We start from the raw sequence: 24939 nt of genomic DNA, 5'->3' as shown, positions 1-24939 counted from the left end.
TGATTTATGAAACGTAGTTTCCAAACCCCATTCCGCCGCACGGCGATTGCCGGTGTCGTCGGTATGGCCTTCTGGATGAATGCAGCCTGGGCAGTCACCCCCTTTGTGGTCAAGGACATCAAGGTGCAGGGCCTGCAGAAGGTGGACGCCGGAACCGTGTTTGCCACGCTTCCGGTCAAGGTCGGCGAACAGTACGATGACGACAAGGGGGCTGCAGCCATCCGTGCCCTCTACGGCCTGGGCCTGTTCAACGATGTACGCATCGACACGCAGGGAGACAATCTGGTCGTGGTGGTGCAGGAGCGTCCGACCATCGATCAGGTGGACATCACCGGTGCGCACCAGTTCGAGAAGAAGCAGATCCTCTCCGGCCTTGGCAACACGGGCATCTCGTCGGGGCGCCCCTATGACAAGTCCCTGGAAGATGCCGCCGTCCAGGAGCTCAAGCGCCAGTATCAGGCCAAGGGGTATTACGACACCGACATCGTGGTGACGACCACCCCGGTCGGACGCAATCGCGTCAATGTCAACTACACCATCAGCGAAGGAGTGCCCGCCCGCATCCGCAGCATCCATATTGTCGGCAATCATGCCTTTGGCGAGTCCACTCTGCTGGGCCAGATGTCGCAGGATACCGGCGGGTGGATGTCCTGGTACACCAAGTCCAATCGCTACACGGACACCAAGCTCAACGCCGATCTGGATGCCCTGCGCCAGTACTACCTCAACCGTGGATACATGGAGTTCCAGGTCAACTCCTCCCAGGCGGCTCTGTCGGCCGACAAGAAGGGCATCGACATCACGGTCAACGTCACCGAAGGGCCGCGCTATGTGGTTTCAGGGGTGTCGCTGTCTGGCAATTACCTCGAGAAGGAAGACGAGTTCAAGTCCCTGGTGAAGATCAAGCCGGGTGCGCCCTACAAGCAAAGCGACGTCGATGACACAGTCAAGGCCATGACCGAGCATTTTGGCACCTATGGGTACGCCTTTGCCAAAATCACGCCCCAGCCCGTGATCAACCGCGACAAGCAGGAAGTGGCGCTGGTGCTTGCCTCCAATCCGGACCAGCGCGCGTATGTGCGCCGCATCAACATCAGCGGCAACACCAAGACGCGCGACGAAGTCATCCGCCGCGAATTCCGTCAATACGAGTCTTCCTGGTACAACGCCGACAAGCTGCGTCTGTCCAAGGAGCGCATCGACCGCCTCGGTTACTTTACCGACGTGGCCATCGATACACAGCCCGTTCCAGGTACGCCTGACCAGGCCGACCTCAATGTGGCCGTCAAGGAGCGCCCCACCGGCTCCATCCAGCTGGGGGCAGGATATTCGACGAGCGACAAGGTGTCGGTCACTTTCGGCATCAGCCAGGAAAACATCTTCGGCTCCGGGCAGTCGCTCTCGCTGGATGTCAATACCAGCAAGTACAACCGTACGCTGTCCATCAGTTCGACCGACCCCTATTTCACCAACGATGGGGTGTCCCGCACTTTCAACCTCACCTACAGCCGCACCACGCCCTACAGCTCTCAGGGTTCGAATGTGTTCGACTACTACCTGCAGCGCATCTCGGGCAGTGTCAACTTCGGTATCCCGGTGACCGAGAACGACACCATCTATGTGGGCGGCGGACTGGAACACTACAAGATCGACCAGAAAAGTCTGGCCCTTCCGGCGGAATACCAGGACTTCATCGATTCCAACAAGGGCAAGTCGAGCGCCTATGGGGTGCCGCTGACCATTGGATGGTCCAAGGACAAGCGTGACAGTGCCCTGGCTCCTACCAGCGGAACCTATCAGCGTTTGTGGGGCGCCATCAGCCCTGCGGGTGATCTGCGCTATGCCCTGGCTACCTACAACTTCCAGTATTTCTATCCGTTGAGCAAGCAGTACACCTTTGCCTTCAATACGGATCTGGGATACGGCAAGGGGATCGGAGGCAAGGCCTTCCCGGTATTCAAGAATTTCTATGAAGGGGGCCTGGGCTCGGTGCGAGGCTTCGAGCAAAGCGCCATCGGTCCCTATGCCACGGCCAGCGACGGTACCACCTATGCTGTGGGCGGCAATCGCAAGTTCAACGTCAACCTCGAGCTGGTGACTCCCTTCCCGGGCGCTGGCAACGACAAGACCTTGCGCCTGTTCGGCTTCCTCGATGCAGGCAATGTCTATTCCGAAGTGGCCCAGTTCAACACCGACCCCAATGTCAAGAAGGTACGCGTCTCTGCAGGCATCGGTATCCGCTGGATCTCCCCGATGGGGCCGCTGAGTATCGCGTTCGGACGCCCTCTCAAGAAGTATTCGGGTGACAAGACCCAGCCAGTGCAATTCCAGATCGGGACCTCGTTCTAATGAAAGCTCGCACATCTCTCCTCTCTTCGATTCTTTCGGCAGCTCTCGTGGCCGGCGGCATGCTGTCGGGGACCAGCGTACAGGCGCAGGAAGCGGCCCCCGCTTCGGCTGTGGCAGGCGCCAGAATTGGCTTTGTCAACACCGATCGGCTGTTCAGCGAATCCAAGGCAGCCCAGGATGCCCAGAGTCGCTTGAAGCAGGAATTTGCTTCGCGCGAAAAGACCTTGGCCAATCTGGGGCAGCACGTCAAGCAGGCGTTTGATCAGTTCGAGAAGCAGGCGCCCAAGCTCAGTGATGCCGAGCGCATCGACCGGCAGAAGCAGCTGGTGGAGATGGATTCCGATTTCCAGCAGAAACGACGTGAATTCCAGGAAGATCTGAACAACCGCAAGAACGAGGAACTGCAGAAGCTTCTCGACAGGGCCAATCGGGTGGTCATCCAGATTGCCAAGGCGGAGCATTACGACGTGATCCTGCAGGAAGCGGTGTATGTGGATCGCCGTCTGGATATCACCGATAAGGTCATTGCCGGTCTGAACGCCACTTCCGGCAATTGAGTCCGGAAACGGGCAGGGCAGGCCACCTCTGCGCCTGCCCGGGGTTTCCATTTCCTTGTTTCTCGCCATCAAGCAGACAGGAGCAGGAGGCGATGCCCACCCAGGGGCATGTTTCCACTGGACTGCTCCCCCCCAGCGGCCCCGGCCTGCATCCATGTCGCAAGGCGCATGGCAGGCAGGGCCTTTGTTTTTTCAGGAGAAGGCAGACATGTCGGTACGTCTTGGGCAGATTGTCGAGGCCATGCGCGAGCACGGTGGGGTATTGCATGGCGACGCCGCACGGATGATCGCGCGTCTTGCGCCGATCGACTCCGCTACGCCGGACAGCATCACTTTCCTTTCCGATCCGAAGCTGTCCGCTGCGCTGGAAACCACGGAGGCAGGATGCGTGATCGTGGCGCCTGCCATGGAGGCGCATGCCCTTGAGAAAGGGCTTTGCTGTCTCGTGGTTCCTCAGCCTTATGTGTGGTGGGCCTATCTGAGCCAGTGGTGGCGTGCCACACACCATCCTGTTCCCGAGTATCACATCCATCCTTCTGCCGTTGTGGAAGAGGGGGCGGAGGTGGATCCGACCGCTATCATCGGGCCTTTGTGCGTGGTCGAGCGGGGGGCGCGCATCGGGGCATACACCTGGCTCAAGTCGCGGGTCACCGTGAGCGCAGGTTGCCGGATCGGAGTGCACTGCATTCTTCATCCTGGTGTGGTGATCGGTGCCGATGGGTTCGGATTTGCCCACGAGAAGGGCGACTGGATCAAGATCGAGCAGCTCGGAGCCGTGCGCATCGGGGATCATGTGGAGATCGGTGCCAATACCTGCATCGACCGGGGAGCCATCGAAGATACCGTCATTGGCGATGGCGTCAAGCTCGACAACCTGATCATGATTGCCCACAACGTCCAGGTGGGGGAGCGCACGGCCATGGCGGCCTGCACGGGCATTGCCGGCAGTGCCCATATCGGTGCGCACTGCACCATCGGCGGTGCGGTGAACATTGCTGGACACCTGACCATAGCCGATGGGGTGCATGTGTCCGCCACTTCCATGGTGACCCATTCGCTTCTCAAGCCGGGAGCCTATACCGGCTTCTTCCCCATCGACGATAATGCGACATGGGAAAAGAATGCGGCCACTGTGCGCCAGCTCTACAAGCTGCGCGAGCGCATCCGCTCCCTCGAACGACAACTCTCTACTCTGACTGCCTCAAAATGACTGCCCCCGTGATCGACATCCACCAGATTCTCAAGCGCCTGCCTCACCGTTATCCGTTCCTTCTGGTGGATCGCGTGGTGGAGGTCGATGCCGGCAAGCGGATCAAGGCCCTCAAGAATGTCACGATCAACGAGCCGTTCTTCGTGGGTCATTTCCCGCACCGGCCTGTCATGCCGGGAGTGCTGATTCTGGAAGCGCTCGCGCAGACCTCCGCACTGCTGCTGCTGCCCCCGGACAGTAACCGCATCGATCCGGATGTGGTGTACTACTTCGTCGGTATCGACAATGCGCGATTCAAGCGCCCGGTCGAGCCCGGGGATCAGCTCGTGATGGAAACCACGTCGGAGCGCGCGCGCGGCGGTATCTACAAGTTTCATGCAGTCGGCTCTGTCGATGGCGAGGTGGTGTGCGAGGCCGATCTGATGTGCACCGTGCGCCGCGTCGAGATCTGACGGGAGGGGGCGCTGCATGGCCATCGTTCATCCTACCGCGCTGGTGGATTCCGGGGCCGAGCTGGCTTCGGATGTCGAGATTGGGCCCTATGTCGTCGTGGGAGCCCAGGTCCGCATCGGCCGGGGCACCCGGGTGGGAGCCCATTGCGTTCTGTCCGGACATACGACCATCGGGGAGGACAATGTCTTCCACCCCTTCAGTTCCATAGGCGGCGTACCGCAGGACAAGAAGTATGCGGGGGAACCGACCCGCCTGGAGATCGGTGACCGCAACATGGTGCGTGAATACTGCACCTTCAACACCGGTACAGCCCAGGACAGCGGCTGTACGCGCATCGGCAACGACAACTGGATCATGGCCTATGTGCATGTCGCGCATGACGTGCAGCTGGGCAACCATGCCACGCTGGCCAACAATGCCACGCTGGCAGGGCATGTGCGTCTGGGTGACTGGGTGACCGTGGGGGGATTGAGCGGTGTGCACCAATTCGTCAAGATCGGTGCATATGCCTTCATCGGGTTTTCGTCGGCCATCAGCCAGGATGTGCCGCCGTTCATCATGGCGGACGGCAATCCCTCTTCGGCGCGTGGCTTCAATATCGAGGGCCTGCGTCGCCGGGGATTCGGGCCAGCGCGCATGGCTGCAGTCAAGCGCATGTATCGCCTGCTGTATCGCGAGGGACTGACCCTCGATGATGCCAAGATCCGCATGGCGAATCTGCTGGAGGAGTATCCCGAGGCGCAGGAGGACGTGCAGCTCATGCTGGGGTTCCTGGCGGAATCCACGCGCGGCATCGTGCGCTGAGAGTCAACGCAGTGAGCGTACCGCCGGTACTGGATGTCGTCATCCCCTGCTTCAATGCGGAGTCCACTCTGGATCGTGCCGTCGAGAGCGCCCTCGGGCAGCCCGGCGTGCGCAGCGTCTGGCTGGTGGACGATGCTTCCACCGATGGCACTGCTGATCGCATGGCGGATTGGGCCCGCTGCGAGCCTGCGCGCGTTCGACTCTGGAAGCAGCCCTGCAATCGCGGGGTGGCTGCAGCCCGCAATGTGGGGGCATGGCAGTCCGATGCAGACTGTCTGGCATTTCTGGATGCAGATGATGCGTATGAGGCCCATGCCCTGGATGCTGCCTTGATGGCGCTGCACCTGCATGCACACATTGGCATGGTCCGTCTCCGGCTCACCCCTGTGGATTTTCCTGAGGTGTATGTACAGCATGCACAATTCGCCCATGCCTGGCAGGTGCTGTCCATGACGGTCGGGGGCAATATCGTCTGTCGGCGTTCCCTGTTTCTGGCGGCTGGGGGATTCCCGGAGCATGCCCTGTTCCGCCGACTGGGCGGTGAGGATGCAGCGCTCGGCATTGCGTTCACGCGGTCTTCCGTGGTCGGTACCCTGTGGGAGGGACCCGGTGTACGGCATTATTTCCATGCCGGCATCCATGCGGAGCGGCTGTTGCGCCAGCACCTGTGGGGGGATTCGGATGATCGCATCCAGCCCGCCGACAGGGAGCAAGCGGAACAGGTGACTCTGGACATCTGTGCACGCCTGTCCTCTCTTCAGGCTGTGCTCGATGCGCCTCGCAAGGGCATCTGTCCCTTGACGGTCGAATATGCTCCTTCTGGCGGGCAGGGGCTGCAGCCATGACTACTTTCAGCATCCCGCAGGCCCTGCGCATGGCGCTGGTGGCTGGAGAGGCCTCGGGCGATCTTCTGGCCAGCCTGTTGCTGCAGGGGGCAAAGGCGCAATGGCCCGCGCTGACCAGCTTTGGCATCGGCGGCGCCAGAATGCGGACCGAGGGATTCGAGGTCTGGTGGCCGAGCGATGCGCTGGCCGTGCACGGCTACAGCTTCGAAGTGCTGCGCCGCGTGGCAGGCATCTGGCGCATCCGCAACCGGCTTCGGGAGCGGCTGTTGGCAGATCGGCCCGATGTGTTCGTCGGGGTCGATGCCCCGGACTTCAATCTCGGGCTCGAGAAGTCGCTGCGTGCACGTGGAGTGCGCACGGTGCATTTCGTCTGTCCGTCCATCTGGGCCTGGCGCCCGGAGCGGGTGCATAGCCTGCGCGAGGCAGCCGACCACGTTCTGTGCATTTTCCCGTTCGAGCCTGCGCTTCTGGCGCAGGAGGGCATCCCGGCGACCTATGTGGGGCATCCGCTGGCCGGAGTCCTGCCGCTGGAGCCTGATCGTGCGGCGGCACGGACCCTGCTGGGGTTGCCTCAGGATGCGGAGGTGCTGGCCCTGTTGCCGGGCAGTCGCAATTCCGAGGTGCATTATCTGGGGGATCGCTTCGTGCAGGCCGCACAGCGGCTGCGAGCCATGCGCCCAGCTCTGAGGGCCGTGTTGCCGGCCGTGCCTGCACAACGGGAACGGCTGCAGGATCTGGTGCGCGCAGCAGACGCAGAGGACTGGCTGCAGGTGCTGGATGGACAGTCGCACGAGGCGCTGACCGCCTGTGACGTCACCCTGATTGCCAGTGGTACGGCCACGCTGGAAGCCGCCCTGCTCAAGCGCCCCATGGTCATTGCCTACGCCATGCATCCCCTATCGGCGCGTCTGATGCGGCGCAAGCAGCTGCAGCCCTGGGTTGGATTGCCCAACATTCTGTGCCGCGACTTCGTGGTTCCAGAACTGCTGCAGGATGCGGCCACCCCCGATGCCCTGGCCGATGCGCTGGGGCGATGGCTCGATGATCCGGGCCGGGTAGCAGCCCTTCAGCATCGATTCCTTGACCTCCATCTTCTCCTGCGGCGCGATACGTCCGCACTTGCCACCCATGCGATCGCCGAACTTGTTGCACGCTGAACAGGCCACCCTGCCATGGGATGTGCCAGGCCTCATGGCCGGAGTCGACGAAGCCGGACGCGGCCCTCTCGCAGGGCCCGTCGTGGCGGCTGCGGTCATTCTGAATGCGCATGCGCCGATCGAGGGGCTTGCCGACTCCAAGAAGCTCAGTGCCGCACGGCGCGAGTTGCTCTATGACGAGATTCTCCACAAGGCGTTGTGCTGCAGCATTGCCCAGGCCAGCGTCGAGGAGATCGATACCCTCAACATCCTGCAGGCCACCATGCTGGCCATGCGCCGTGCTGTGGAGGGGCTGCGTCTGCTGCCTGCCAAGGTGCTGGTGGATGGCAACCGTCTGCCAGTGCTCAAGGTGCGGGCGGAAGCCATTGTCAAGGGCGATGCGAAGGTGCCAGCCATTTCGGCTGCTTCCATCCTCGCCAAGGTCACTCGCGACCGCATGTGCCAGGAGCTGGAAGCGGCCTATCCCGGATATGGATTCGCTCGGCACAAGGGCTACGGCACGGCTGTGCATCTCCGTGCCCTGCAGACGCTCGGGGCCACGCCCGCTCACAGGCGCAGCTTTGCCCCTGTGGCTCAGGTGCTGGTCGTTCCTCCTTTGCTCGAAGTCAGGAAGGCCTCATGACCACCGACAGTCGCCTTGTGCACATCAGTTCTGCCCACAATCCCCTGTTGGCCGAATTGCGCCGTCTGTCCCAGGACAATGGCGCCTATCGGCGTTCCGGAAAAGTCTGGATCGAGGGGGATCATCTCTGCCGTGCTGCCCTGGAACGGGGCGTGCGACCGGAATGGGCTGTGTTTTCCGCATCGGGGCATGCACGGGCTCCCGCTTCCTGGTCGGCAGCCGCAGAGCGGGTCGCCATTCTGGACGATGCCCTGTTTGCGCGGATCAGCGGGCTGGAATCTCCGGCATGGATGGGGTTCGTGGTGCGGCTCGGGGATCTGCGCCATCCCCTGCGGCTGCAGCAGAACACGGTGGTGCTCGACCGCATTCAGGATGCCGGCAATGTCGGCTCCATTCTGCGGACTGCGGGGGCCATGGGCTTCCGCCAGGTGCTGGCGCTCAAGGGTACGGCGGCCCTGTGGTCTGCCAAGGTGCTGCGCGCCGGCATGGGCGCGCATTTCGGCCTGCAGCTGCACGAGGGACTGGATGCGGCGGATGTGCTGGCGCTCGAAGTGCCCCTGCTCGTCACCCATCTGCAGGGTGACCGCTGGGTGCACGACACCCTGTTGCCTTCGCCCTGCGCGTGGGTGATGGGGCATGAAGGGCAGGGCGTGCAACCCGCCTTGGTCGAGCGGGCCGACCTGCTGCTGCGCATTGTGCAGCCTGGGGGAGAGGAGTCTCTCAATGTGGCCGCTGCCGCTGCCATATGCCTGCATGCCAGCGTGGCCGGCACCGGGAGGCCCTGATCCCGAAAGGGGTAGGGTGAAAGTGCCTCGGCTATAATGGGGCGCTTCACAGCACACCCGGCGCTTGCCGCGATTTCCGAGTTCACATGCTTTTTTGGTGCTGAGACCATGCACCCCGCAAGGGCATGGTGGTTCTTGGGTGACGCAGGCAGCCCGTTGTCTTCATTCAACGATTCCTTCCTCCCCCCATACGGAGAACCACGTGCTCTTGTCCCAACAGGCGCCTTTCCCCACTGCCATCCTGGCTCTGGCTGATGGCACTACATTTGTCGGTCAATCCATTGGTGCCCCCGGCAGCACCATCGGCGAAGTCGTTTTCAACACCTCCCTCACCGGCTATCAGGAAATCCTGACCGATCCCAGCTACAGCGGCCAGATCGTTACCCTGACCTATCCGCACATCGGCAACTACGGCACCAATTCCGAGGACATCGAGTCCGCACAGGTCGCTGCCGCCGGGCTCATCATCAAGAACCTGCCCCTGCTCGCCTCCAACTTCCGCAGCACTGCCACTTTGCAGCAATACCTGCAGCAGGCGGGCACCGTGGCCATTGCCGGCATCGATACCCGACGCCTCACGCGGCATCTGCGCACCCATGGGGCACAGAATGGCTGCATTCTGGCACTGAACCACAGTCAGGCGCCGTCACAGACCGAGCGCGAACAGGCCATTGCAGCAGCCCAGGCGGCGCCCCACATGGCAGGGCTCGATCTTGCCAAGGTCGTGACCTGCAAGGCTGTCTACGAATGGACGCAGACCGAGTGGCATCTGGGCAAGGGGCACGGCACCCAGCAGGCTCCTGAGTTCCACGTCGTGGCCTACGATTTCGGCGTCAAGTACAACATCCTGCGCATGCTCGCCGAGCGTGGCTGCCGCATCACCGTGGTGCCGGCCCAGACACCCGCTGCCGACGTGCTGGCGCTGCATCCGGACGGAGTGTTCCTGAGCAACGGCCCCGGCGATCCCGAGCCCTGCACCTATGCCATCGAGGCCATCACGCGCATCATCGACAGCGGCGTACCCACCTTCGGCATCTGTCTGGGGCATCAGCTCATGGCGCTCGCCAGCGGCGCGAAGACCTTCAAGATGAAGTTTGGCCACCATGGGGCCAACCATCCCGTCAAGAACCTGGACAACGGGCGCGTCAGCATCACCAGCCAGAACCACGGTTTCGCCGTGGACGAAAAGACCCTGCCTGCTACCCTGCGCCCGACCCACGTCAGCCTGTTCGACAATACCCTGCAGGGCCTTGAGCGCACCGATCGGCCGGCCTTCTGCTTCCAGGGCCACCCCGAGGCCTCTCCGGGCCCGCACGACATTGCCTACCTGTTCGACAAGTTCACCGGTCTGATGCGCGAGCACAAGACCGTGGCGGCCTGAGGCGCGGGCCATGAAGCTCTTCAGCTTTCCTCTGGCAGCGCTCGAAAGGGCGGTCAACAAGCGGATCCTGACCCTGGACGGTGCAGATCGCGACTGGTTCTCCGCGCGCTGGCAGCAGAAGCCGTACAAGAAACACTTTCTCGAAAAGAAGGCCATGCCTCTGGTGATCTTCATCGCCAAGGGCAAGAACTGGACCGACGAGGAATTCCAGGCCGAGCTGGCCGACTGGAACGAGACCTTCCATCCTGCCGAGGTGCAGGTGCTGCGCCCCATGATCGAAGGCGATGGTCTCATCCAGCTCATGCAGAAAAAGGTCCCGCCGGATCGCATCCAGGCGCTGCATGCCAAGCTCGACCAGTTCCTGGCAGCACCTCCCCAGGCCGATTAACCGCATTCCATTTCACCGCATCATGCCCAAGCGTTCAGACATCAAAAGCATTCTCATCATCGGCGCCGGCCCGATCATCATCGGGCAGGCGTGCGAGTTCGACTATTCCGGCGTTCAGGCCTGCAAGGCCCTGCGCGAGGAAGGCTACAAGGTCATCCTGATCAACAGCAACCCTGCCACGATCATGACCGATCCGGACACGGCCGACGTCACCTACATCGAGCCCATCACCTGGAAGACTGTCGAGAAGATCATCGCGCGCGAGCGGCCCGACGCCATCCTTCCCACCATGGGAGGGCAGACCGCCCTGAACTGTGCCCTTGATCTGTGGCGCAACGGCGTGCTCAACAAGTACAAGGTCGAGCTCATAGGCGCTACCCCCGAAGCCATCGACAAGGCCGAAGACCGTCTCAAGTTCAAGGAAGCCATGACCCGCATCGGGCTCGGCTCCGCGCGTTCCGGCATTGCCTACAACCTGCAGCAGGCCTGGGAGGTGCAGCAGAAGGTCGGTTTCCCGGTCGTGATTCGTCCCAGCTTCACTCTGGGCGGCACCGGTGGCGGCATCGCCTACAACGCCGAGGAGTTCGAGACCATCTGCAAGCGCGGTCTGGAAGCCTCTCCCACCAGCGAGCTGCTGATCGAGGAATCGCTCGTGGGCTGGAAAGAGTTCGAGATGGAAGTCGTCCGCGACAAGAAGGACAACTGCATTATCGTCTGCTCGATCGAGAACCTCGACCCCATGGGCGTGCACACCGGTGACAGCATCACCGTGGCACCCGCACAGACCCTCACCGACAAGGAATACCAGATCATGCGCGACGCATCGCTGGCCGTCCTGCGCGAGATCGGTGTGGACACGGGCGGCTCCAACGTGCAGTTCTCGATCAATCCCCAGGATGGGCGCATGATCGTGATCGAGATGAATCCGCGTGTATCGCGTTCGTCTGCACTCGCCTCCAAGGCCACTGGCTTCCCGATCGCCAAGATCGCTGCCAAGCTGGCCGTAGGCTACACGCTCGACGAGCTGCGCAACGAGATCACAGGCGGCGCCACCCCCGCGAGTTTCGAGCCCTCCATCGACTACGTCGTCACCAAGATTCCCCGGTTCGCCTTCGAGAAATTCCCTGCAGCCGACCGGCACCTCACCACCCAGATGAAGTCCGTGGGTGAGGTGATGGCCATCGGACGCACCTTCCAGGAATCCTTCCAGAAGGCCCTGCGCGGCCTGGAAGTCGGTGTCGACGGCATGAACGAAAAGACCAAGGACCGGGAAACGCTGGAGCGCGAGCTCGGCGAGCCCGGCCCCGAACGGATCTGGTACGTGGGCGATGCCTTTGCCGCCGGCTGGAGCCTCGATGAAGTGCACCAGTTCACCCGCATCGACAAGTGGTTCCTGGTGCAGATCGAGGAAATCGTCAAGATCGAGCTGGCCATCGACCGGCTGTGCGACGAAAAGGGGCGTGACGCCCTGGCGAGCGTTGATGCAGCCACCATGCGCATGCTCAAGCAGAAGGGCTTCTCCGATCGCCGTCTTGCCAAGCTCTTCCACACGACGGAGCAGGAGCTGCGCGGCTATCGCCAGGGGCTGGATGTGCATCCCGTGTACAAGCGCGTGGATACCTGTGCGGCCGAATTCGCCACCACCACCGCCTACATGTATTCCACCTATGACGAGGAATGCGAGGCAGCCCCCAGCGACAAGAAGAAAATCATGGTGCTCGGCGGTGGTCCCAACCGCATCGGGCAGGGCATCGAGTTCGACTACTGCTGCGTGCACGCCGCACTGGCCATGCGCGAAGATGGCTTCGAAACCATCATGGTCAACTGCAACCCCGAAACCGTCTCCACCGACTTCGACACCTCCGACCGTCTGTACTTCGAACCCCTCACGCTGGAGGATGTGCTGGAGATCGTGGCGGTCGAGAAGCCCACGGGCGTGATCGTGCAGTACGGCGGCCAGACACCGCTCAAGCTGGCGCTCGGGCTGGAAAAGGCTGGAGTGCCCATCATCGGTACCAGTCCCGACAGCATTGATGCCGCCGAGGATCGCGAGCGCTTCCAGCACCTGCTGCAGAAGCTCGACCTGCGCCAGCCGCCCAACGCCACGGCACGGACCGAGGCAGAAGCCCTCGACAAGGCCATCGAGCTGGGATATCCCCTCGTGGTGCGCCCCAGCTATGTGCTCGGTGGTCGTGCCATGGAGATCGTGCACGAGCAGCGCGACCTCGAACGCTACATGCGCGAGGCCGTCAAGGTCAGCAACGATTCGCCCGTGCTCCTCGACCGCTTCCTGTCCGACGCCATCGAGTGCGACGTGGACTGCATCCGCGACACCGTGGGGCGCACCTTCATCGGTGGCGTGATGGAGCACATCGAGCAGGCCGGGGTGCACAGCGGCGATTCCGCCTGCTCGCTGCCTCCCTACTACCTGAGCAAGGACACCGTGGCCGAGATCAAGCGCCAGACGCGCGAGATGGCCCATGCCCTCAACGTGGTCGGCCTCATGAACGTCCAGTTCGCCATTCAGGAGAAGGTGATCGACGGCGTCAAGAAAGACGTGATCTATGTGCTGGAAGTCAACCCTCGTGCCAGCCGTACCGTGCCCTTCGTCAGCAAGGCCACCGGCGTGCAGATGGCCAAGGTGGCAGCGCGCTGCATGGCTGGAGACACCCTGGATCAGCAGGGCATCGGTGCCGAGGTCGATCCGCCGTACTTCAGTGTCAAGGAAGCCGTCTTCCCCTTTGTCAAGTTCCCGGGCGTGGACACCATTCTCGGTCCCGAGATGAAGTCCACCGGCGAGGTCATGGGCGTCGGCAAGACCTTTGGCGAGGCCTATCTCAAGGCCCAGCTGGGCGCAGGCGAGCATCTGCCGACGTCCGGCAAGGTGTTCCTCACCGTGAAGAACAGCGACAAGCCCACGGCCATCGCCATCGCCCGCAAGCTGGCAGCCATGGGCTTCGAGCTCATCGCCACCCGAGGGACGGCCCAGGCCATCCGCGATGCCGGCATCACATGCGCCACCGTCAACAAGGTGACCGAAGGGCGTCCGCATATCGTCGACATGATCAAGAACAACGAGATCGCCATGGTCATCAATACCGTGGAGGAACGTCGCAATGCGATTGCCGACAGCCGTACCATCCGCACCAGCTCCCTGCAGGCGCGGGTCACGACCTTCACCACCATTGCGGGTGCCGAGGCCGTGGTGGAAGGCATGCAGTACATCGACCACCTCGGTGTGATCTCGGTTCAGGAAATGCACCGCATGCTGCACGCTTGACGCAAGCGGCAGATGGTTCATAATTCCTGAACATGCCGCCGGGCTCAGTGCCCGGCGGTTTCGCTTTTTTGGACAGCTTCCCATCCGGTTGGAGACCACGGGATCAGGGAGGCTTTTTTCTCGCTTCATCTTTTCTTGGACGTCGCACGTCCCTCTTTTCCCCATGAGCACGACCATTCCCCTCACCATCAAGGGCGCTGAAAAACTCAAGGCCGAGCTGCATCGCCTCAAGACCAAGGACCGCCCGGATGTCATCGCCGCGATCGCCGAAGCGCGTTCGCACGGAGACCTGAGCGAAAACGCCGAATACGATGCCGCCAAGGACCGTCAGGGTTTCATCGAGGGGCGCATCAAGGAAATCGAGGGCAAGCTTGCAGCCGCCAAGGTCATTGATCCCTCCACGCTCGATGCCGGTGGCAAGGTGGTGTTCGGCGCCACCATCGAACTGGAAGAAGAAGAGACGGGCGACAAGGTGCGCTATCAGATCGTGGGCGAGGACGAGGCTGACATCAAACAGGGCCTGCTCAACGTCGGCAGCCCCATCGCCCGTGCCCTGATCGGCAAGGAAGAGGGCGACAGTGTGGAGGTGCAGGCTCCCGGTGGCGTGCGCTATTACGAAATCGTCTCGGTCATGTACCTGTGAGCATGCGCGGCACGTCCCTGGTGGAGCGCTTCTCCTGGTTCGTTGCGGGCTTCTGGTGGAGCAGCCTGGCGGTAACGGGGTTCATCGTCGTGCCCCAGCTGTTCGCCCATCTGCCCACCTCTCTCATGGCAGGCAACATGGCGGCGCGCCTGTTCGCCATCCAGACAGGGATTTCCGTACTCTGCGCGCTCTGGCTGCTGATGCTGACCAGGGCGCACACCTCCGGCCGGGCTGCTGCGGTGGCCTGTCAGTCGCTGGTGTGGATACTGGGTGGCATGCTGCTGTCTCTCGTGTCCCAGTTTGTGGTGTCGCCCCATATCGTCGCACGGGACCATCTGGCCCTGTGGCACAGTATCGGCAGCACCATGTATCTCGTGCAATGGCTGTGTGCCGGCATCGTCTGCTGGCGTCTCAGTGCACCTCAGGAGTGACCCACATGCCCGACAATTCCGCTTCTTCCATCGTTGAACTGCCGCTCGATGACTGGTCGGCTGCGCACAGCGATTCTCAATGGACGGCGGCACTCGAAGCCGGCAAGGTTCTGTTCTTCCCCCATCTGGCCTTCCATGTCGACGCATCCGAACAGGCCCTGTTTCGGCCTGATATTCTCTCTCCCAAGTCGCGCAACATCAGCCTGGATGCCGAGGGGCACCTCAAGGGAGCCCAGGGGCCTGAGGCCGACCAGCAGGCTCTGGCGGCCATGGTAGGGCGTTTTCGCCATCAGGCCAGGCAGCTGGTGGATACCCTGCTCCCCGAATATGCACAGTTTCTTCGCATCGCTCCCACCAGTTTCCGGCCAAGGCAGGTCGAGACCCGTGCGCAGTCCTGGAGGGCCGACGACCAGCGCATGCATGTCGATGCCTTCCCCTCCCGCCCCAACTATGGCGAACGCATTCTGCGCATCTTTGCCAATGTCAATCCCGCCGGGGTGCCGCGCGTATGGCGCGTCGGAGAATCGTTCGAGACGGTGGCGCGCCAATTCTGGCCACGGCTCGCTCCCTATCGCCTCTGGCAGGCACGCGTGCTGAATGCCCTGCACGTCACCAAGTCGCTGCGCAGCGAGTACGACCACCTGATGCTGCAGATGCACGATGCCATGAAGCGCGATCTGGACTACCAGAAATCCGGAACCCAGGTCACCATTCCTTTTCCTGCAGGCAGCGTATGGGTGTGCTTTTCAGACCAGGCCACGCATGCGGTGATGTCCGGGCAGTACATGATGGAACAGACCATGTATCTGCCGCCGGGCCGGGAATGTGATCCTGCCAGCAGTCCTCTGGCCATCCTCACTCGCATGATGGGGCGCCCTCTGCAGGGCGTGGGAGCTGGCGTGGCCCGCTGAGGCAGGGGCAGTAGCGAGCGCTGTGCACGCCGCTGTCTTTTGCCCTCTTTCCGGCTCTGGTGGAGAGCCGGAACCACGAGGGGCCTGTGCTACTCGGTCCAGTTCTCCTGAATCCAGGGGGCGGGTTCAATGTGCCTGAAACGGCGGTTGCGCTTGCCCGCAGCAGCATCGGGAGGATTGCATTCGCCGTGGAAGATGATGATCCGTGCATGCGCAGGCACGATCGGTGCCTTCCAGTAGTTGGCAGGCCAGGTGGGAATGCAGCTGTACTTGAAGCTCGGACACCATTCCCTGGGCCAGTAGTGCAGCTTGCCCTGACGATGCAGAAACTTGGACAGGAAGCTTTGCTCGTTGCGGTAGTGCTTCTGCACCTCGTCCATGTGCGTGCGGAAATACTCCAGCACATCGGCATGTGCGCCGATCCGGAAGCGGTACACCGAGGAGTTGCCGGTGATGCGATAGGACGGCAGGGCCTTGGGATAGTCCCGGATGATATAGAAATCGCCGGGCAACTCGAAAAAGGCATCCAGACTGCCGACGATCACCACATCCAGATCGAGGAACAGCCCCGTTCCCTGCAGATCATGCAGATCGGCGCTGAAGGTGGTGAGCTTTTTCCAGGCACCATCCCGCTGTCCGGGTTTGAGATGCAGGTTGAGGGGAGGAATCGGGAGGCAGCGCACCTCGGGGCGGATGCCTTCCCCGTTGTCCGTCAGGCACACGAACGAGAAGTCTCCGCTCAGGTGGCGCCGCACCATGGCATAGAGCCGATTGACATATTCGGGGCCATACTTGGTGCCCCATTTCATGCACAGGATGACGCGCTGATCCATTGCCGCAGCCATGGTCAGTCTGCCTGGCGCTTCTTGGGAGACACCTGGCGGGATTTTGCCCGCTTGATCTTGCCGCCGGATGTGAGGCGTTCGTTGCCCAGCACGCGCAGAGTACGTACCTCGGGACGCTGACCGCCACGCTTGCTGTACTTCAGCACCTTGACATTCTTGGGGCCGGGTTTGCGGTTGTCATCGTGCACATGCTCCTTGGCGGGCATGGGGCGCCACAGGACGAGCAGCTTGCCGATGTGCTGGATCGGCGCCGCGTTCAGCGTGTCTGCCAGTTCCTGGAACATCTGCTCGCGCGCGGCACGGTCGTCGCCGAGCACGCGCACCTTGATCAGGCCATGGGCGTTGAGTGCGGCATCCGTTTCCTTGATGACGGCCTCGGTCAGGCCATCATTGCCGATCATGACAACGGGTGAAAGGTGGTGAGCTTCAGCGCGATGCGCCTTGCGCTCCAGGGGAGTCAATACAATCTGAGGCATGGCGGTATTATCCCCAAAAGCACACGATCGCGCGGAGCCGGTTCTCTATTTATGAAAGTCAAAACCAAAAGCAAGAAGGTCAACAAGGCATGGCTCAACGACCACGTCAATGATCCCTACGTCAAGCTCGCCCAGCGGGAAGGCTATCGCGCACGCGCAGCCTACAAGCTCAAGGAGATCGACGAGGCCCTGCATCTGATCCATCCGGGAGATCTCGTGGTGGATCTGGGCTCGGCTCCGGGCGCATGGAGCCAGTACGTGCGGCGCAGGCTTTCGCCCGAAGGAGCGGCTGTGGGAGCCCTGAACGGTCGCATCGTCGCGCTCGACATGCTTCCCATGCAGCCCATCGAGGGAGTCGAGTTCCTGCAGGGTGATTTCCGGGAAGAGGAAGTGCTCACTGCACTGGAGCGCACCCTGCAAGGGCGCAGAGCGGATGTGGTGGTGTCCGACATGGCGCCCAATCTCTCTGGCGTGGAGTCGGCCGATGCGGCACGGGTGGCCCATCTCATCGAACTGGCCATCGAGTTTTCCCAGGCCCATCTCAAGCCGGAAGGCGCCCTCGTGACCAAGGTGTTCCATGGCAGTGGATACAGCCAGCTGGTCAAGCTCTTCAAGCAGCATTTCGAGGTGGTCAAGCCCATCAAGCCCAAGGCCTCGCGCGACCGGTCGAGCGAGACCTTTCTGGTGGGGTTGCGCCTCAAGTCCTAGCCGCTGCAGGGGCAATGGGCATCCCTCCTGAGACAGGGTTGTCGGTTTTCTGTTCTTTTCCGTTCCGCTGCAGGGGAATACGGGATACGTCTGCGCCTTGAAAGTCCTAAAATGACGCGCATATGGCATGAATAATGCTCTGCGCTGATGGTGTGGACGGTTTTGCGAACTGGAGTGTGGTTTGAACAAACAATGGTTTTCCAAGATAGCTGTGTGGATGGTGGTGGCCCTCGTGCTCTTCACCGTCTTCAAGCAGTTCGACGTGCGCGGTCCCGCTGGGGCGAGCACGGTGGGCTACTCCGACTTCATCTCGGACGTTCACAATCGCAAGATCAAGAGCGCCACCATCCAGGAAGGATCGGGCGGCTCGACCGACATCGTGGCTGTCACCACCGATGACCGCCGGGTGCGCACCACGGCCACGTATCTCGATCGTGGGCTGGTGGGAGACTTGCTCAATTACGGCGTCAAGTTCGACGTGAAGCAGAAAGAGGAAGGCTCCCTCCTGGGCAGCCTGCTCATCAGCTGGGGCCCCATGCTGCTCCTCATCGGTGTCTGGATCTATTTCATGCGTCAGATGCAGGGTGGAGGCAAGGGAGGCGCGTTCAGCTTCGGCAAGTCCAAGGCACGCATGCTGGACGAGAACAACAACACCGTGACCTTTGCCGACGTGGCCGGGTGCGACGAGGCCAAGGAAGAAGTCAAGGAAGTCGTGGACTTCCTCAAGGATCCCCAGAAATTCCAGAAGCTTGGTGGACGCATTCCGCGCGGGCTGCTCCTGGTCGGACCTCCGGGAACAGGCAAGACGCTGCTGGCCAAGTCGATCGCGGGCGAGGCCAAGGTGCCCTTCTTCAGCATCTCCGGTTCGGACTTCGTGGAAATGTTCGTGGGCGTAGGTGCGGCCCGGGTGCGTGACATGTTCGAGAACGCCAAGAAGAACGCTCCCTGCATCATCTTCATCGATGAGATCGATGCTGTGGGCCGCCAGCGTGGTGCAGGTCTGGGCGGTGGCAACGATGAGCGCGAACAGACCCTCAACCAGATGCTGGTCGAGATGGATGGCTTCGAAACCAATCTCGGCGTCATTGTCGTGGCAGCCACCAACCGACCGGACATCCTGGATGCAGCCCTGCTGCGTCCCGGGCGCTTCGACCGGCAGGTCTATGTCACGTTGCCTGATATCCGGGGCCGTGAGCAGATTCTGAGCGTGCACATGCGCAAGATTCCCGTGGGGCAGGATGTCGATCCCGCCATCATTGCACGAGGCACGCCGGGCATGAGTGGTGCCGATCTGGCCAATCTGTGCAACGAGGCTGCCCTGATGGCGGCACGTCGCAATGCGCGCGTGGTCGAGATGCAGGATTTCGAAAAGGCCAAGGACAAGATCATCATGGGCCCCGAGCGCAAGACCATGGTCATGCCCGAGGAAGAACGTCGCAACACGGCCTATCACGAATCTGGCCATGCGCTCATCGGGCGCCTGCTGCCCAAGTGTGATCCTGTGCACAAGGTCACCATCATTCCGCGGGGTCGTGCCCTCGGGGTGACCATGAGCCTGCCGGAGCAGGACCGCTACAGCTATGACCGCGAATACATGCTCAACCAGATCAGCATGCTGTTCGGTGGACGCATTGCCGAAGAGGTCTTCATGCACCAGATGACCACGGGAGCCAGCAATGATTTCGAGCGCGCCACCCAGCTGGCACGCGACATGGTCATGCGGTATGGCATGAGCGAGAAACTGGGCCCCATGGTGTATGCGGAAAACGAAGGCGAAGTTTTCCTGGGACGCAGCGTCACCAAGACCACGCACATGAGCGAAGAGACCATGCGGCTGGTGGACGAGGAGGTCCGGCGCATCATCGACGAGCAGTACGATCTCGCACGCAGGTTGATCGAGGAGCACAGCGACAAGATGCATGCCATGGCCAAGGCCTTGCTGGAATGGGAAACCATCGACAGCGAGCAGCTCGATGCCATCATGGAAGGACGTGAGCCGAAACCTGCCAAGGACTGGGCCCCTCGGGTGCCGCCACGTGATGGAGGCTCCAGCAGCAGCGGTGGTTCTGCTCCTGCATTGCCGTCCACTCCTGCGGCCGAGGCCAAGCCCACGCCGACACCTCATCCCACCCTGCGGCAATGAGATCGGGGGCTTGTGCCCCCTGAGTGAAAAAGGAGCCTGTCATGGCTCCTTTTTCATATGTGTGCCCGACTGCCGCTGATGGTTGCCATCCGCGCCATGTGCGTGAACAGCCATGCGGTTCCCTGCGAGGCAGCCTATTTACAATAGGCAGATTGCGCTCGTGTCATCGGGTTTTCTTTTTTCTCTTTCCCTGGCTTCAACATGGCTTCCCTCAGCATCTGGCAGGCCGGTGCCTTCCGCCTGGATCTGCGCGTTCCGCGCATCATGGGCATCGTCAATGTCACGCCCGACTCCTTTTCGGATGGGGGGCATCATGCCGATACCGTCAGTGCGCTCCGCCACGCCGAAAGGCTGGTGCATGAGGGTGCTGCCATTCTCGATATCGGTGGGGAGTCCACGCGCCCCGGTGCAGAACCTGTGCCTCTGGAGCTGGAGCTGGAGCGGGTGCTGCCCGTGGTGCGTCATGCCGTGGAGCTCAAGGTCCCGATTTCGGTCGATACCTATAAGCCCGAAGTCATGCAGGCAGCGCTTGATCTCGGCGCCAGCATCATCAACGACATCTGGGCTCTGCGCTGGCGCATGGGGCCGGATGGGCTGGATGGAGAGCAGGTAGTGGCCCGACACGGGAGCTGTGGCGTATGCCTCATGCACATGCATCGCGATCCCCTGACGATGCAGATGGAACCCATGCAGGGCTCGGCTGCGGAGGTGGTGCACGAAGTGGGGCGCTTTTTGCAGCAGCGCACCCATGTGCTGCAGAGTCTCGGCGTTGCACGGGAGCGCATTGCGCTGGATCCTGGCATAGGATTCGGCAAGACGGTGCCACAGAATTTTTCTCTGCTGGCCTACCAGCCGCTGCTGGAGATCACCGGACAGCCGCTGCTGGCGGGATGGTCGCGCAAATCCAGCCTGGGGGCTGTGCTGGAAGCACTTCCTCCGGGGATCACGGATGTGGACTATCGCAGCGACCTGCTGTCGCATGAACGCAGTCTGGCCAGCGTGACTGCCGCCGTGCTGGCAGTCGATCGGGGGGCGCGCGTGGTGCGTGTGCACGACGTGGCAGCAACCCAGCAGGCCCTGGCCGTATGGCAGGCGATGCACGCCGTGGCGGCACCGCTTTCCTGATTTTCTGTGCTTTCTGGAGCTGCGGAAGGCAGAGGCGTATTCCGCGACTTCGGGCAGGACAGCATCGTTTTTTCATCACTGGCAATTACGGCATACACATGGCAGGCACACGCACATATTTCGGTACGGATGGCATTCGAGGCACGGTGGGACAGGCGCCGCTGACGCCTGATTTTGTGTTGCGTCTGGCCAATGCGGTAGGGCGCGTCTTGCGGCAGGAGGCCGGGACTTCTGCCACGCCTCCCAAGGTCCTGATAGGCAAGGACACGCGCATTTCCGGTTACATGCTCGAAAGTGCGCTGGAGTCCGGCTTCAATTCGGCCGGAGTGGATGTGATGCTGCTGGGACCTGTTCCCACGCCCGCCGTGGCCTATCTGACCCGCGCACAGCGTGCTTCGCTCGGGGTAGTGATCAGCGCAAGCCACAATCCCTATGAAGACAATGGCATCAAGTTCTTCAGCAAGCAAGGAGCCAAGCTGCCCGATGCGTGGGAGGAAGCTGTCGAACGAGAGCTGGAGCAGCCTCTGGTCTGCGTGCCTTCGGGACGGCTGGGCAAGGCGATGCGCCTCGACGATGCAGCGGGGCGCTACATTGAATTCTGCAAGAGCACCTTTGCCCATGACCTCACTCTGTCCGGGCTGAAGATCGTGGTGGATGCCGCCAATGGGGCTGCGTATCAGATCGCACCCAAGGTCTTTCACGAGCTTGGGGCTGATGTGGTGCCCATCGGTTGTCATCCGGATGGGCTCAACATCAATGCGGGAGTCGGTGCCACCCATCCTGAGACCCTCATGGCCGCCGTGCGGGAGCATGGGGCCGATTACGGCATTGCCCTCGACGGGGATGCCGACCGGCTGCAGATGGTGGATGCCCAGGGCAGGCTCTTCAACGGAGATGAGCTGGTCTATCTGCTGGCCATCGACCGTCTGGCCCAATCGCATGCCGTATCCGGTGTGGTGGGGACGCTCATGACCAACATGGCCATCGAGAAAGCCCTGCAGCACAAGGGTATCGAACTGGTGCGGGCCAAGGTGGGAGACCGCTATGTGCTTGAGGAGCTGCTCCAGAAGGGCTGGCTGATCGGCGGAGAGAGTTCAGGACACATCCTCGTGCTGGACCGCCATTCCACGGGGGACGGCATCATCAGCGCCCTGCAGGTGCTGCAGGCGGTGGCACGCAGCGGCAGAACACTGGCCGATCTTCTGGAAGGGGTGACGCTCTATCCCCAGACCATGATCAATGTCCGCATGGCGCCTGGGACACCCTGGCAGGAAGACACTGGTCTGCAGAAGGCGATTGCCGATGCCCGCGAGGAGCTCGGTTCCGAAGGGCGCGTACTCATCCGAGCCAGCGGCACCGAACCCGTGCTGCGCGTCATGGTCGAAGCCAGAAGCGCCGAGCAGGCCCACGCCTGTGCCCAGGCCATTGCAGCACGTGTGCCGGTGCAGGCCACGTAAGCCTATTTCTGCTCAGGTGGGTGTGTCCTCGGTCATGAAATCGTGCACGTGGACACCGAAATGTCCCTTGGCGCGGTCGGCGAGGAAGGTCCTGAGCATGTGCTCGACCGTACGGAACGACAGTTCCTCCCACGGAATTTCTTCTTCGGAAAACAGCCGTGCTTCCATGGTCTCGTGTCCGGGATCGAAGCGGTCATGGCGCAGGGTGCACAGGTAGAACATGTGCACTTGTCCCACTTCAGGGACATTCATGACGCCGAACAAAGGCCCCATATCGAATTCGGCCCCGGATTCTTCCATGGTTTCCCGGGCTGCGCCCTGCGAAGTGGTTTCATGGAGCTCCATGAATCCCGCAGGCAGCGTCCATTTGCCCCGGCGAGGCTCGATGTTGCGTTTGCACAGCAGGATGCGGTCCTGCCATACCGGCAGGGTTCCCACCACGACCAAGGGATTGATGTAATGAATGGTGCCGCAGGAGGGACATACTGCACGCTTGCGGTTGTCGCCCTCGGGCTCCCTCAGTTCGGTGGCGTGGCCGCAGTAGCGGCAGAAGTGCACGGCGGTGCGGGGTGGCTGGTGAATGGGGGTGAACACGATCAGAAAACCTCGACCTGCAGCGGTGGAAGTCCATCCACATGCCCTTCGAGCCTGTCGCCAGGCACTACTGCACCGACGCCCTTGGGAGTCCCGGTGAAGATCAGGTCGCCAGGCTGCAGGGTCCATGCCTTGCTCAGGTGCTCGATGGTTTCTGCGATGTTCCAGATGAGTTGACCGATATGGCCTTGCTGCCGCAGCTCGCCGTTGACCTTGAGCCAGATATCGGCGGATTCGATGGGGATGCTCATCTCTGCGGCGGGGACGATGGCAGACAGGGGAGCAGAGGCGTCGAACCCCTTGCCGATGGACCATGGACGGCCCTGTTTTTTCATATCGTTCTGCAGATCCCGACGTGTCATGTCGAGCCCTACGGCGTACCCGAAGATATGGCGATGCGCCTCGGCGGCCGGAATGTCTCGGCCTCCGATTCCGATGGCCACCACCAGTTCGATTTCATGGTGAAAGTCATGGGTCAGGCTGGGATAGGGCAGACGGATGGATTGTTCTGGTGCAGCTGCCACGACCGCATCGGCAGGCTTCATGAAGAAAAAGGGAGCCTCGCGGCCGGTGAAACCCATCTCCTTCGCGTGATCTTCGTAGTTCCGCCCTACGCAGTAGATGCGGTGCACGGGGTAGACCTGAGAGGAGCCCACTATGGGAATCACGGGCACAGGCAGCGCCGGAAACACGGTCGATACGGAAGACATGGCAAAACCTTCACACAAGGATGCAAACGATGGGAATTTAACACGTCGCACAGAGGTGAGTGGCTTGCCACGAGACAAGGGTTTCTGCATTACAGTGCCATGCATGAATTCCGATTCCTCTCCCTTTCTGTTGCCGGACTGGCCTGCTCCGCCCTGGGTACGGGCGCTGTGCACTACGCGTGCAGGAGGATGTTCGCACCCCCCCTATGAGGGCCTCAATCTGGGGCTGCACGTAGGGGACGAGCCTGCCGATGTGCGTGCCAATCGACGGGCCTTGGCACGGGCCATGGGGGCGGAACCGGTTTTTGTCGAGCAGGTTCACGGCACTGGAGTTCAGGAACTGCATGCGGCCGATGCAGGAGCAGAGTGTGCCTATCGAGTCGATGCCACCTATACCTATGCCATGGGAGTGGGATGCGCGATGATGGTTGCAGACTGTCTGCCCGTCCTGCTGGCACACCGCAGTCTGCCCCTCGTGGGGGCTGCGCATGCGGGGTGGCGAGGGCTGGCCGGAGGGGTGGTGGAGCACTTGCTCGATGCCATGCGCAGTCAGGCGCGCACCCACTGGCCCGAATGCGCAACAGAGGCCTTGGATGCAGGCTGGATGGCCTGGCTGGGGCCCTGCATCGGTCCGGAATCGTTCGAGGTGGGCGATGAGGTGCGTCAGGCCTTCCTGGAAACCAGTCCCGGAGCTGTGGAGCATTTCCGTCCCGGTGCCGTGGAAGGGAAATGGTGGGGCGATCTGGCGGGGCTGGCGCGGCAGCGGCTGCGGCGGCAGGGGATCAATGCGGTGCATGGCAACGACAGCTCCGAATGCTGGTCCACGACCGCACACCCAGAGCGCTGGTATTCCTACCGCCGGCAGAATCCCACCGGACGGTTCGCAGCCCTCGTCTGGCTTGATGCACAGGCCTGGGATGCAGCGCACCCGCAGGCGGTCTGACATTCGCAAGATCCTTGTCGATCGTGCGTGGCGGGGGTGTGTACGCTCACTCACGAGCAGGCTGGACTCGGTACAAATGCGCATGTCTGGCCTGTCGTCAAAATGGCATCATGGTGTGGCAT

Annotated in this window: 24 protein-coding genes; 20 read left to right on the top strand and 4 right to left on the bottom strand. The window is 61.9% G+C overall.

The window, feature by feature from the left end:
* Nucleotides 1-6: 6 nt before the first annotated feature.
* From bamA to ACE3P9_RS01825, 15 genes are all read left to right on the top strand, one after another.
* Nucleotides 7-2349, top strand: coding sequence for an outer membrane protein assembly factor BamA (gene bamA, locus ACE3P9_RS01895; RefSeq protein ID WP_374491381.1), 2343 nt, complete (start codon nucleotides 7-9; stop codon nucleotides 2347-2349).
* Nucleotides 2349-2906, top strand: coding sequence for an OmpH family outer membrane protein (locus tag ACE3P9_RS01890; protein WP_374491379.1), 558 nt, complete (start codon nucleotides 2349-2351; stop codon nucleotides 2904-2906). The genes bamA and ACE3P9_RS01890 overlap by 1 nt, the downstream gene beginning before the upstream one ends.
* Before the next feature lie 208 nt (nucleotides 2907-3114).
* Nucleotides 3115-4116, top strand: a complete 1002-nt coding sequence (lpxD, locus tag ACE3P9_RS01885; protein ID WP_374491377.1) for a UDP-3-O-(3-hydroxymyristoyl)glucosamine N-acyltransferase — start codon at nucleotides 3115-3117, stop codon at nucleotides 4114-4116.
* Complete coding sequence (gene fabZ / locus ACE3P9_RS01880; protein WP_374491375.1) at nucleotides 4113-4568, top strand: 3-hydroxyacyl-ACP dehydratase FabZ; 456 nt, start codon at nucleotides 4113-4115, stop codon at nucleotides 4566-4568. The genes lpxD and fabZ overlap by 4 nt, the downstream gene beginning before the upstream one ends.
* Nucleotides 4569-4584: 16 nt before the next feature.
* Complete coding sequence (lpxA, locus tag ACE3P9_RS01875; protein WP_374491373.1) at nucleotides 4585-5373, top strand: acyl-ACP--UDP-N-acetylglucosamine O-acyltransferase; 789 nt, start codon at nucleotides 4585-4587, stop codon at nucleotides 5371-5373.
* Nucleotides 5374-5384: 11 nt separating this feature from the next.
* Nucleotides 5385-6218, top strand: coding sequence for a glycosyltransferase family 2 protein (locus ACE3P9_RS01870; protein ID WP_374491371.1), 834 nt, complete (start codon nucleotides 5385-5387; stop codon nucleotides 6216-6218).
* The gene (gene lpxB / locus ACE3P9_RS01865; protein WP_374491369.1) at nucleotides 6215-7375 is read left to right on the top strand and encodes a lipid-A-disaccharide synthase; all 1161 of its coding nucleotides are present in this window, start codon (nucleotides 6215-6217) and stop codon (nucleotides 7373-7375) included. The genes ACE3P9_RS01870 and lpxB overlap by 4 nt, the downstream gene beginning before the upstream one ends.
* Complete coding sequence (gene rnhB, locus ACE3P9_RS01860) at nucleotides 7347-7997, top strand: ribonuclease HII (protein ID WP_374491367.1); 651 nt, start codon at nucleotides 7347-7349, stop codon at nucleotides 7995-7997. Before lpxB ends, rnhB begins: the two co-directional genes overlap by 29 nt.
* Nucleotides 7994-8782 (top strand): TrmH family RNA methyltransferase, encoded by a 789-nt coding sequence (locus ACE3P9_RS01855; protein ID WP_374491365.1) that lies wholly within the window; start codon nucleotides 7994-7996, stop codon nucleotides 8780-8782. The genes rnhB and ACE3P9_RS01855 overlap by 4 nt, the downstream gene beginning before the upstream one ends.
* Before the next feature lie 202 nt (nucleotides 8783-8984).
* On the top strand, nucleotides 8985-10163 hold the full coding sequence (gene carA / locus ACE3P9_RS01850) for a glutamine-hydrolyzing carbamoyl-phosphate synthase small subunit (protein ID WP_374491363.1): 1179 nt from the start codon (nucleotides 8985-8987) through the stop codon (nucleotides 10161-10163).
* Nucleotides 10164-10173: 10 nt separating this feature from the next.
* Nucleotides 10174-10551, top strand: a complete 378-nt coding sequence (locus ACE3P9_RS01845; RefSeq protein WP_374491361.1) for a hypothetical protein — start codon at nucleotides 10174-10176, stop codon at nucleotides 10549-10551.
* A gap of 22 nt (nucleotides 10552-10573) precedes the next feature.
* Nucleotides 10574-13831: a carbamoyl-phosphate synthase large subunit gene (gene carB / locus ACE3P9_RS01840; RefSeq protein WP_374491359.1), complete on the top strand. Its 3258-nt coding sequence runs from the start codon at nucleotides 10574-10576 to the stop codon at nucleotides 13829-13831.
* Nucleotides 13832-13994: 163 nt separating this feature from the next.
* Nucleotides 13995-14474, top strand: a complete 480-nt coding sequence (greA, locus tag ACE3P9_RS01835; RefSeq protein WP_374491357.1) for a transcription elongation factor GreA — start codon at nucleotides 13995-13997, stop codon at nucleotides 14472-14474.
* A 2-nt stretch (nucleotides 14475-14476) separates the two neighbouring features.
* The gene (locus ACE3P9_RS01830; RefSeq protein ID WP_374491355.1) at nucleotides 14477-14905 is read left to right on the top strand and encodes a DUF4149 domain-containing protein; all 429 of its coding nucleotides are present in this window, start codon (nucleotides 14477-14479) and stop codon (nucleotides 14903-14905) included.
* Between the two features lie 5 nt (nucleotides 14906-14910).
* Nucleotides 14911-15816 (top strand): Kdo hydroxylase family protein, encoded by a 906-nt coding sequence (locus tag ACE3P9_RS01825; RefSeq protein WP_374491353.1) that lies wholly within the window; start codon nucleotides 14911-14913, stop codon nucleotides 15814-15816.
* Between the two features lie 89 nt (nucleotides 15817-15905).
* Here the strand turns inward: ACE3P9_RS01825 and ACE3P9_RS01820 are convergent, their stop codons facing one another.
* A complete protein-coding gene (locus ACE3P9_RS01820) occupies nucleotides 15906-16661 on the bottom strand; it encodes a glycosyltransferase (protein WP_374491352.1) in 756 nt (251 codons plus the stop codon).
* A gap of 2 nt (nucleotides 16662-16663) precedes the next feature.
* Nucleotides 16664-17137 (bottom strand): YhbY family RNA-binding protein, encoded by a 474-nt coding sequence (locus ACE3P9_RS01815; protein WP_374491350.1) that lies wholly within the window; start codon nucleotides 17135-17137, stop codon nucleotides 16664-16666.
* 51 nt (nucleotides 17138-17188) lie between these two features.
* Here ACE3P9_RS01815 and ACE3P9_RS01810 point away from each other — a divergent pair, with 51 nt between their 5' ends.
* The 4 genes from ACE3P9_RS01810 (at nucleotide 17189) to glmM (ending at nucleotide 22570) form a co-directional block, all read left to right on the top strand.
* On the top strand, nucleotides 17189-17845 hold the full coding sequence (locus ACE3P9_RS01810; RefSeq protein WP_374491348.1) for an RlmE family RNA methyltransferase: 657 nt from the start codon (nucleotides 17189-17191) through the stop codon (nucleotides 17843-17845).
* Between the two features lie 181 nt (nucleotides 17846-18026).
* On the top strand, nucleotides 18027-19988 hold the full coding sequence (gene ftsH, locus ACE3P9_RS01805; protein ID WP_374491346.1) for an ATP-dependent zinc metalloprotease FtsH: 1962 nt from the start codon (nucleotides 18027-18029) through the stop codon (nucleotides 19986-19988).
* 201 nt (nucleotides 19989-20189) lie between these two features.
* Nucleotides 20190-21113 carry a dihydropteroate synthase gene (gene folP, locus ACE3P9_RS01800; protein ID WP_374491344.1) on the top strand — a complete coding sequence of 308 codons (924 nt, stop codon included), beginning with the start codon at nucleotides 20190-20192 and terminating at the stop codon, nucleotides 21111-21113.
* Between the two features lie 98 nt (nucleotides 21114-21211).
* Nucleotides 21212-22570, top strand: coding sequence for a phosphoglucosamine mutase (gene glmM, locus ACE3P9_RS01795; protein ID WP_374491342.1), 1359 nt, complete (start codon nucleotides 21212-21214; stop codon nucleotides 22568-22570).
* Nucleotides 22571-22582: 12 nt separating this feature from the next.
* Here glmM and ACE3P9_RS01790 read toward each other — a convergent pair whose 3' ends face one another.
* Nucleotides 22583-23164, bottom strand: a complete 582-nt coding sequence (locus ACE3P9_RS01790) for an NUDIX hydrolase (protein WP_374491340.1) — start codon at nucleotides 23162-23164, stop codon at nucleotides 22583-22585.
* A 2-nt stretch (nucleotides 23165-23166) separates the two neighbouring features.
* Nucleotides 23167-23874 carry a fumarylacetoacetate hydrolase family protein gene (locus ACE3P9_RS01785; RefSeq protein WP_374491338.1) on the bottom strand — a complete coding sequence of 236 codons (708 nt, stop codon included), beginning with the start codon at nucleotides 23872-23874 and terminating at the stop codon, nucleotides 23167-23169.
* Between the two features lie 103 nt (nucleotides 23875-23977).
* Here ACE3P9_RS01785 and ACE3P9_RS01780 point away from each other — a divergent pair, with 103 nt between their 5' ends.
* Nucleotides 23978-24817 (top strand): polyphenol oxidase family protein, encoded by an 840-nt coding sequence (locus ACE3P9_RS01780; RefSeq protein WP_374491336.1) that lies wholly within the window; start codon nucleotides 23978-23980, stop codon nucleotides 24815-24817.
* Nucleotides 24818-24939 lie beyond the last annotated feature (122 nt).

The sequence above is a fragment of the Allobrachymonas sp. genome (assembly GCF_041912815.1).
In the GTDB taxonomy this organism is placed as follows: Bacteria; Pseudomonadota; Gammaproteobacteria; order Burkholderiales; family Burkholderiaceae_C; genus Brachymonas.
Note: the sequence above shows the minus strand (reverse complement) of the source record. Positions and strands in the feature narration are given on the sequence as shown.

Coding starts and splice junctions, on each gene's coding strand:
- bamA (WP_374491381.1), top strand. CDS start 7: ATGAAACGTAGTTTCCAAACCCCATTCCGCCGCACGGCGATTGCCGGT.
- ACE3P9_RS01890 (WP_374491379.1), top strand. CDS start 2,349: ATGAAAGCTCGCACATCTCTCCTCTCTTCGATTCTTTCGGCAGCTCTC.
- lpxD (WP_374491377.1), top strand. CDS start 3,115: ATGTCGGTACGTCTTGGGCAGATTGTCGAGGCCATGCGCGAGCACGGT.
- fabZ (WP_374491375.1), top strand. CDS start 4,113: ATGACTGCCCCCGTGATCGACATCCACCAGATTCTCAAGCGCCTGCCT.
- lpxA (WP_374491373.1), top strand. CDS start 4,585: ATGGCCATCGTTCATCCTACCGCGCTGGTGGATTCCGGGGCCGAGCTG.
- lpxB (WP_374491369.1), top strand. CDS start 6,215: ATGACTACTTTCAGCATCCCGCAGGCCCTGCGCATGGCGCTGGTGGCT.
- rnhB (WP_374491367.1), top strand. CDS start 7,347: ATGCGATCGCCGAACTTGTTGCACGCTGAACAGGCCACCCTGCCATGG.
- ACE3P9_RS01855 (WP_374491365.1), top strand. CDS start 7,994: ATGACCACCGACAGTCGCCTTGTGCACATCAGTTCTGCCCACAATCCC.
- ACE3P9_RS01845 (WP_374491361.1), top strand. CDS start 10,174: ATGAAGCTCTTCAGCTTTCCTCTGGCAGCGCTCGAAAGGGCGGTCAAC.
- carB (WP_374491359.1), top strand. CDS start 10,574: ATGCCCAAGCGTTCAGACATCAAAAGCATTCTCATCATCGGCGCCGGC.
- greA (WP_374491357.1), top strand. CDS start 13,995: ATGAGCACGACCATTCCCCTCACCATCAAGGGCGCTGAAAAACTCAAG.
- ACE3P9_RS01830 (WP_374491355.1), top strand. CDS start 14,477: ATGCGCGGCACGTCCCTGGTGGAGCGCTTCTCCTGGTTCGTTGCGGGC.
- ACE3P9_RS01825 (WP_374491353.1), top strand. CDS start 14,911: ATGCCCGACAATTCCGCTTCTTCCATCGTTGAACTGCCGCTCGATGAC.
- ACE3P9_RS01820 (WP_374491352.1), bottom strand. CDS start 16,661: ATGGCTGCGGCAATGGATCAGCGCGTCATCCTGTGCATGAAATGGGGC.
- ACE3P9_RS01815 (WP_374491350.1), bottom strand. CDS start 17,137: ATGCCTCAGATTGTATTGACTCCCCTGGAGCGCAAGGCGCATCGCGCT.
- ACE3P9_RS01810 (WP_374491348.1), top strand. CDS start 17,189: ATGAAAGTCAAAACCAAAAGCAAGAAGGTCAACAAGGCATGGCTCAAC.
- folP (WP_374491344.1), top strand. CDS start 20,190: ATGGCTTCCCTCAGCATCTGGCAGGCCGGTGCCTTCCGCCTGGATCTG.
- glmM (WP_374491342.1), top strand. CDS start 21,212: ATGGCAGGCACACGCACATATTTCGGTACGGATGGCATTCGAGGCACG.
- ACE3P9_RS01785 (WP_374491338.1), bottom strand. CDS start 23,874: ATGTCTTCCGTATCGACCGTGTTTCCGGCGCTGCCTGTGCCCGTGATT.
- ACE3P9_RS01780 (WP_374491336.1), top strand. CDS start 23,978: ATGAATTCCGATTCCTCTCCCTTTCTGTTGCCGGACTGGCCTGCTCCG.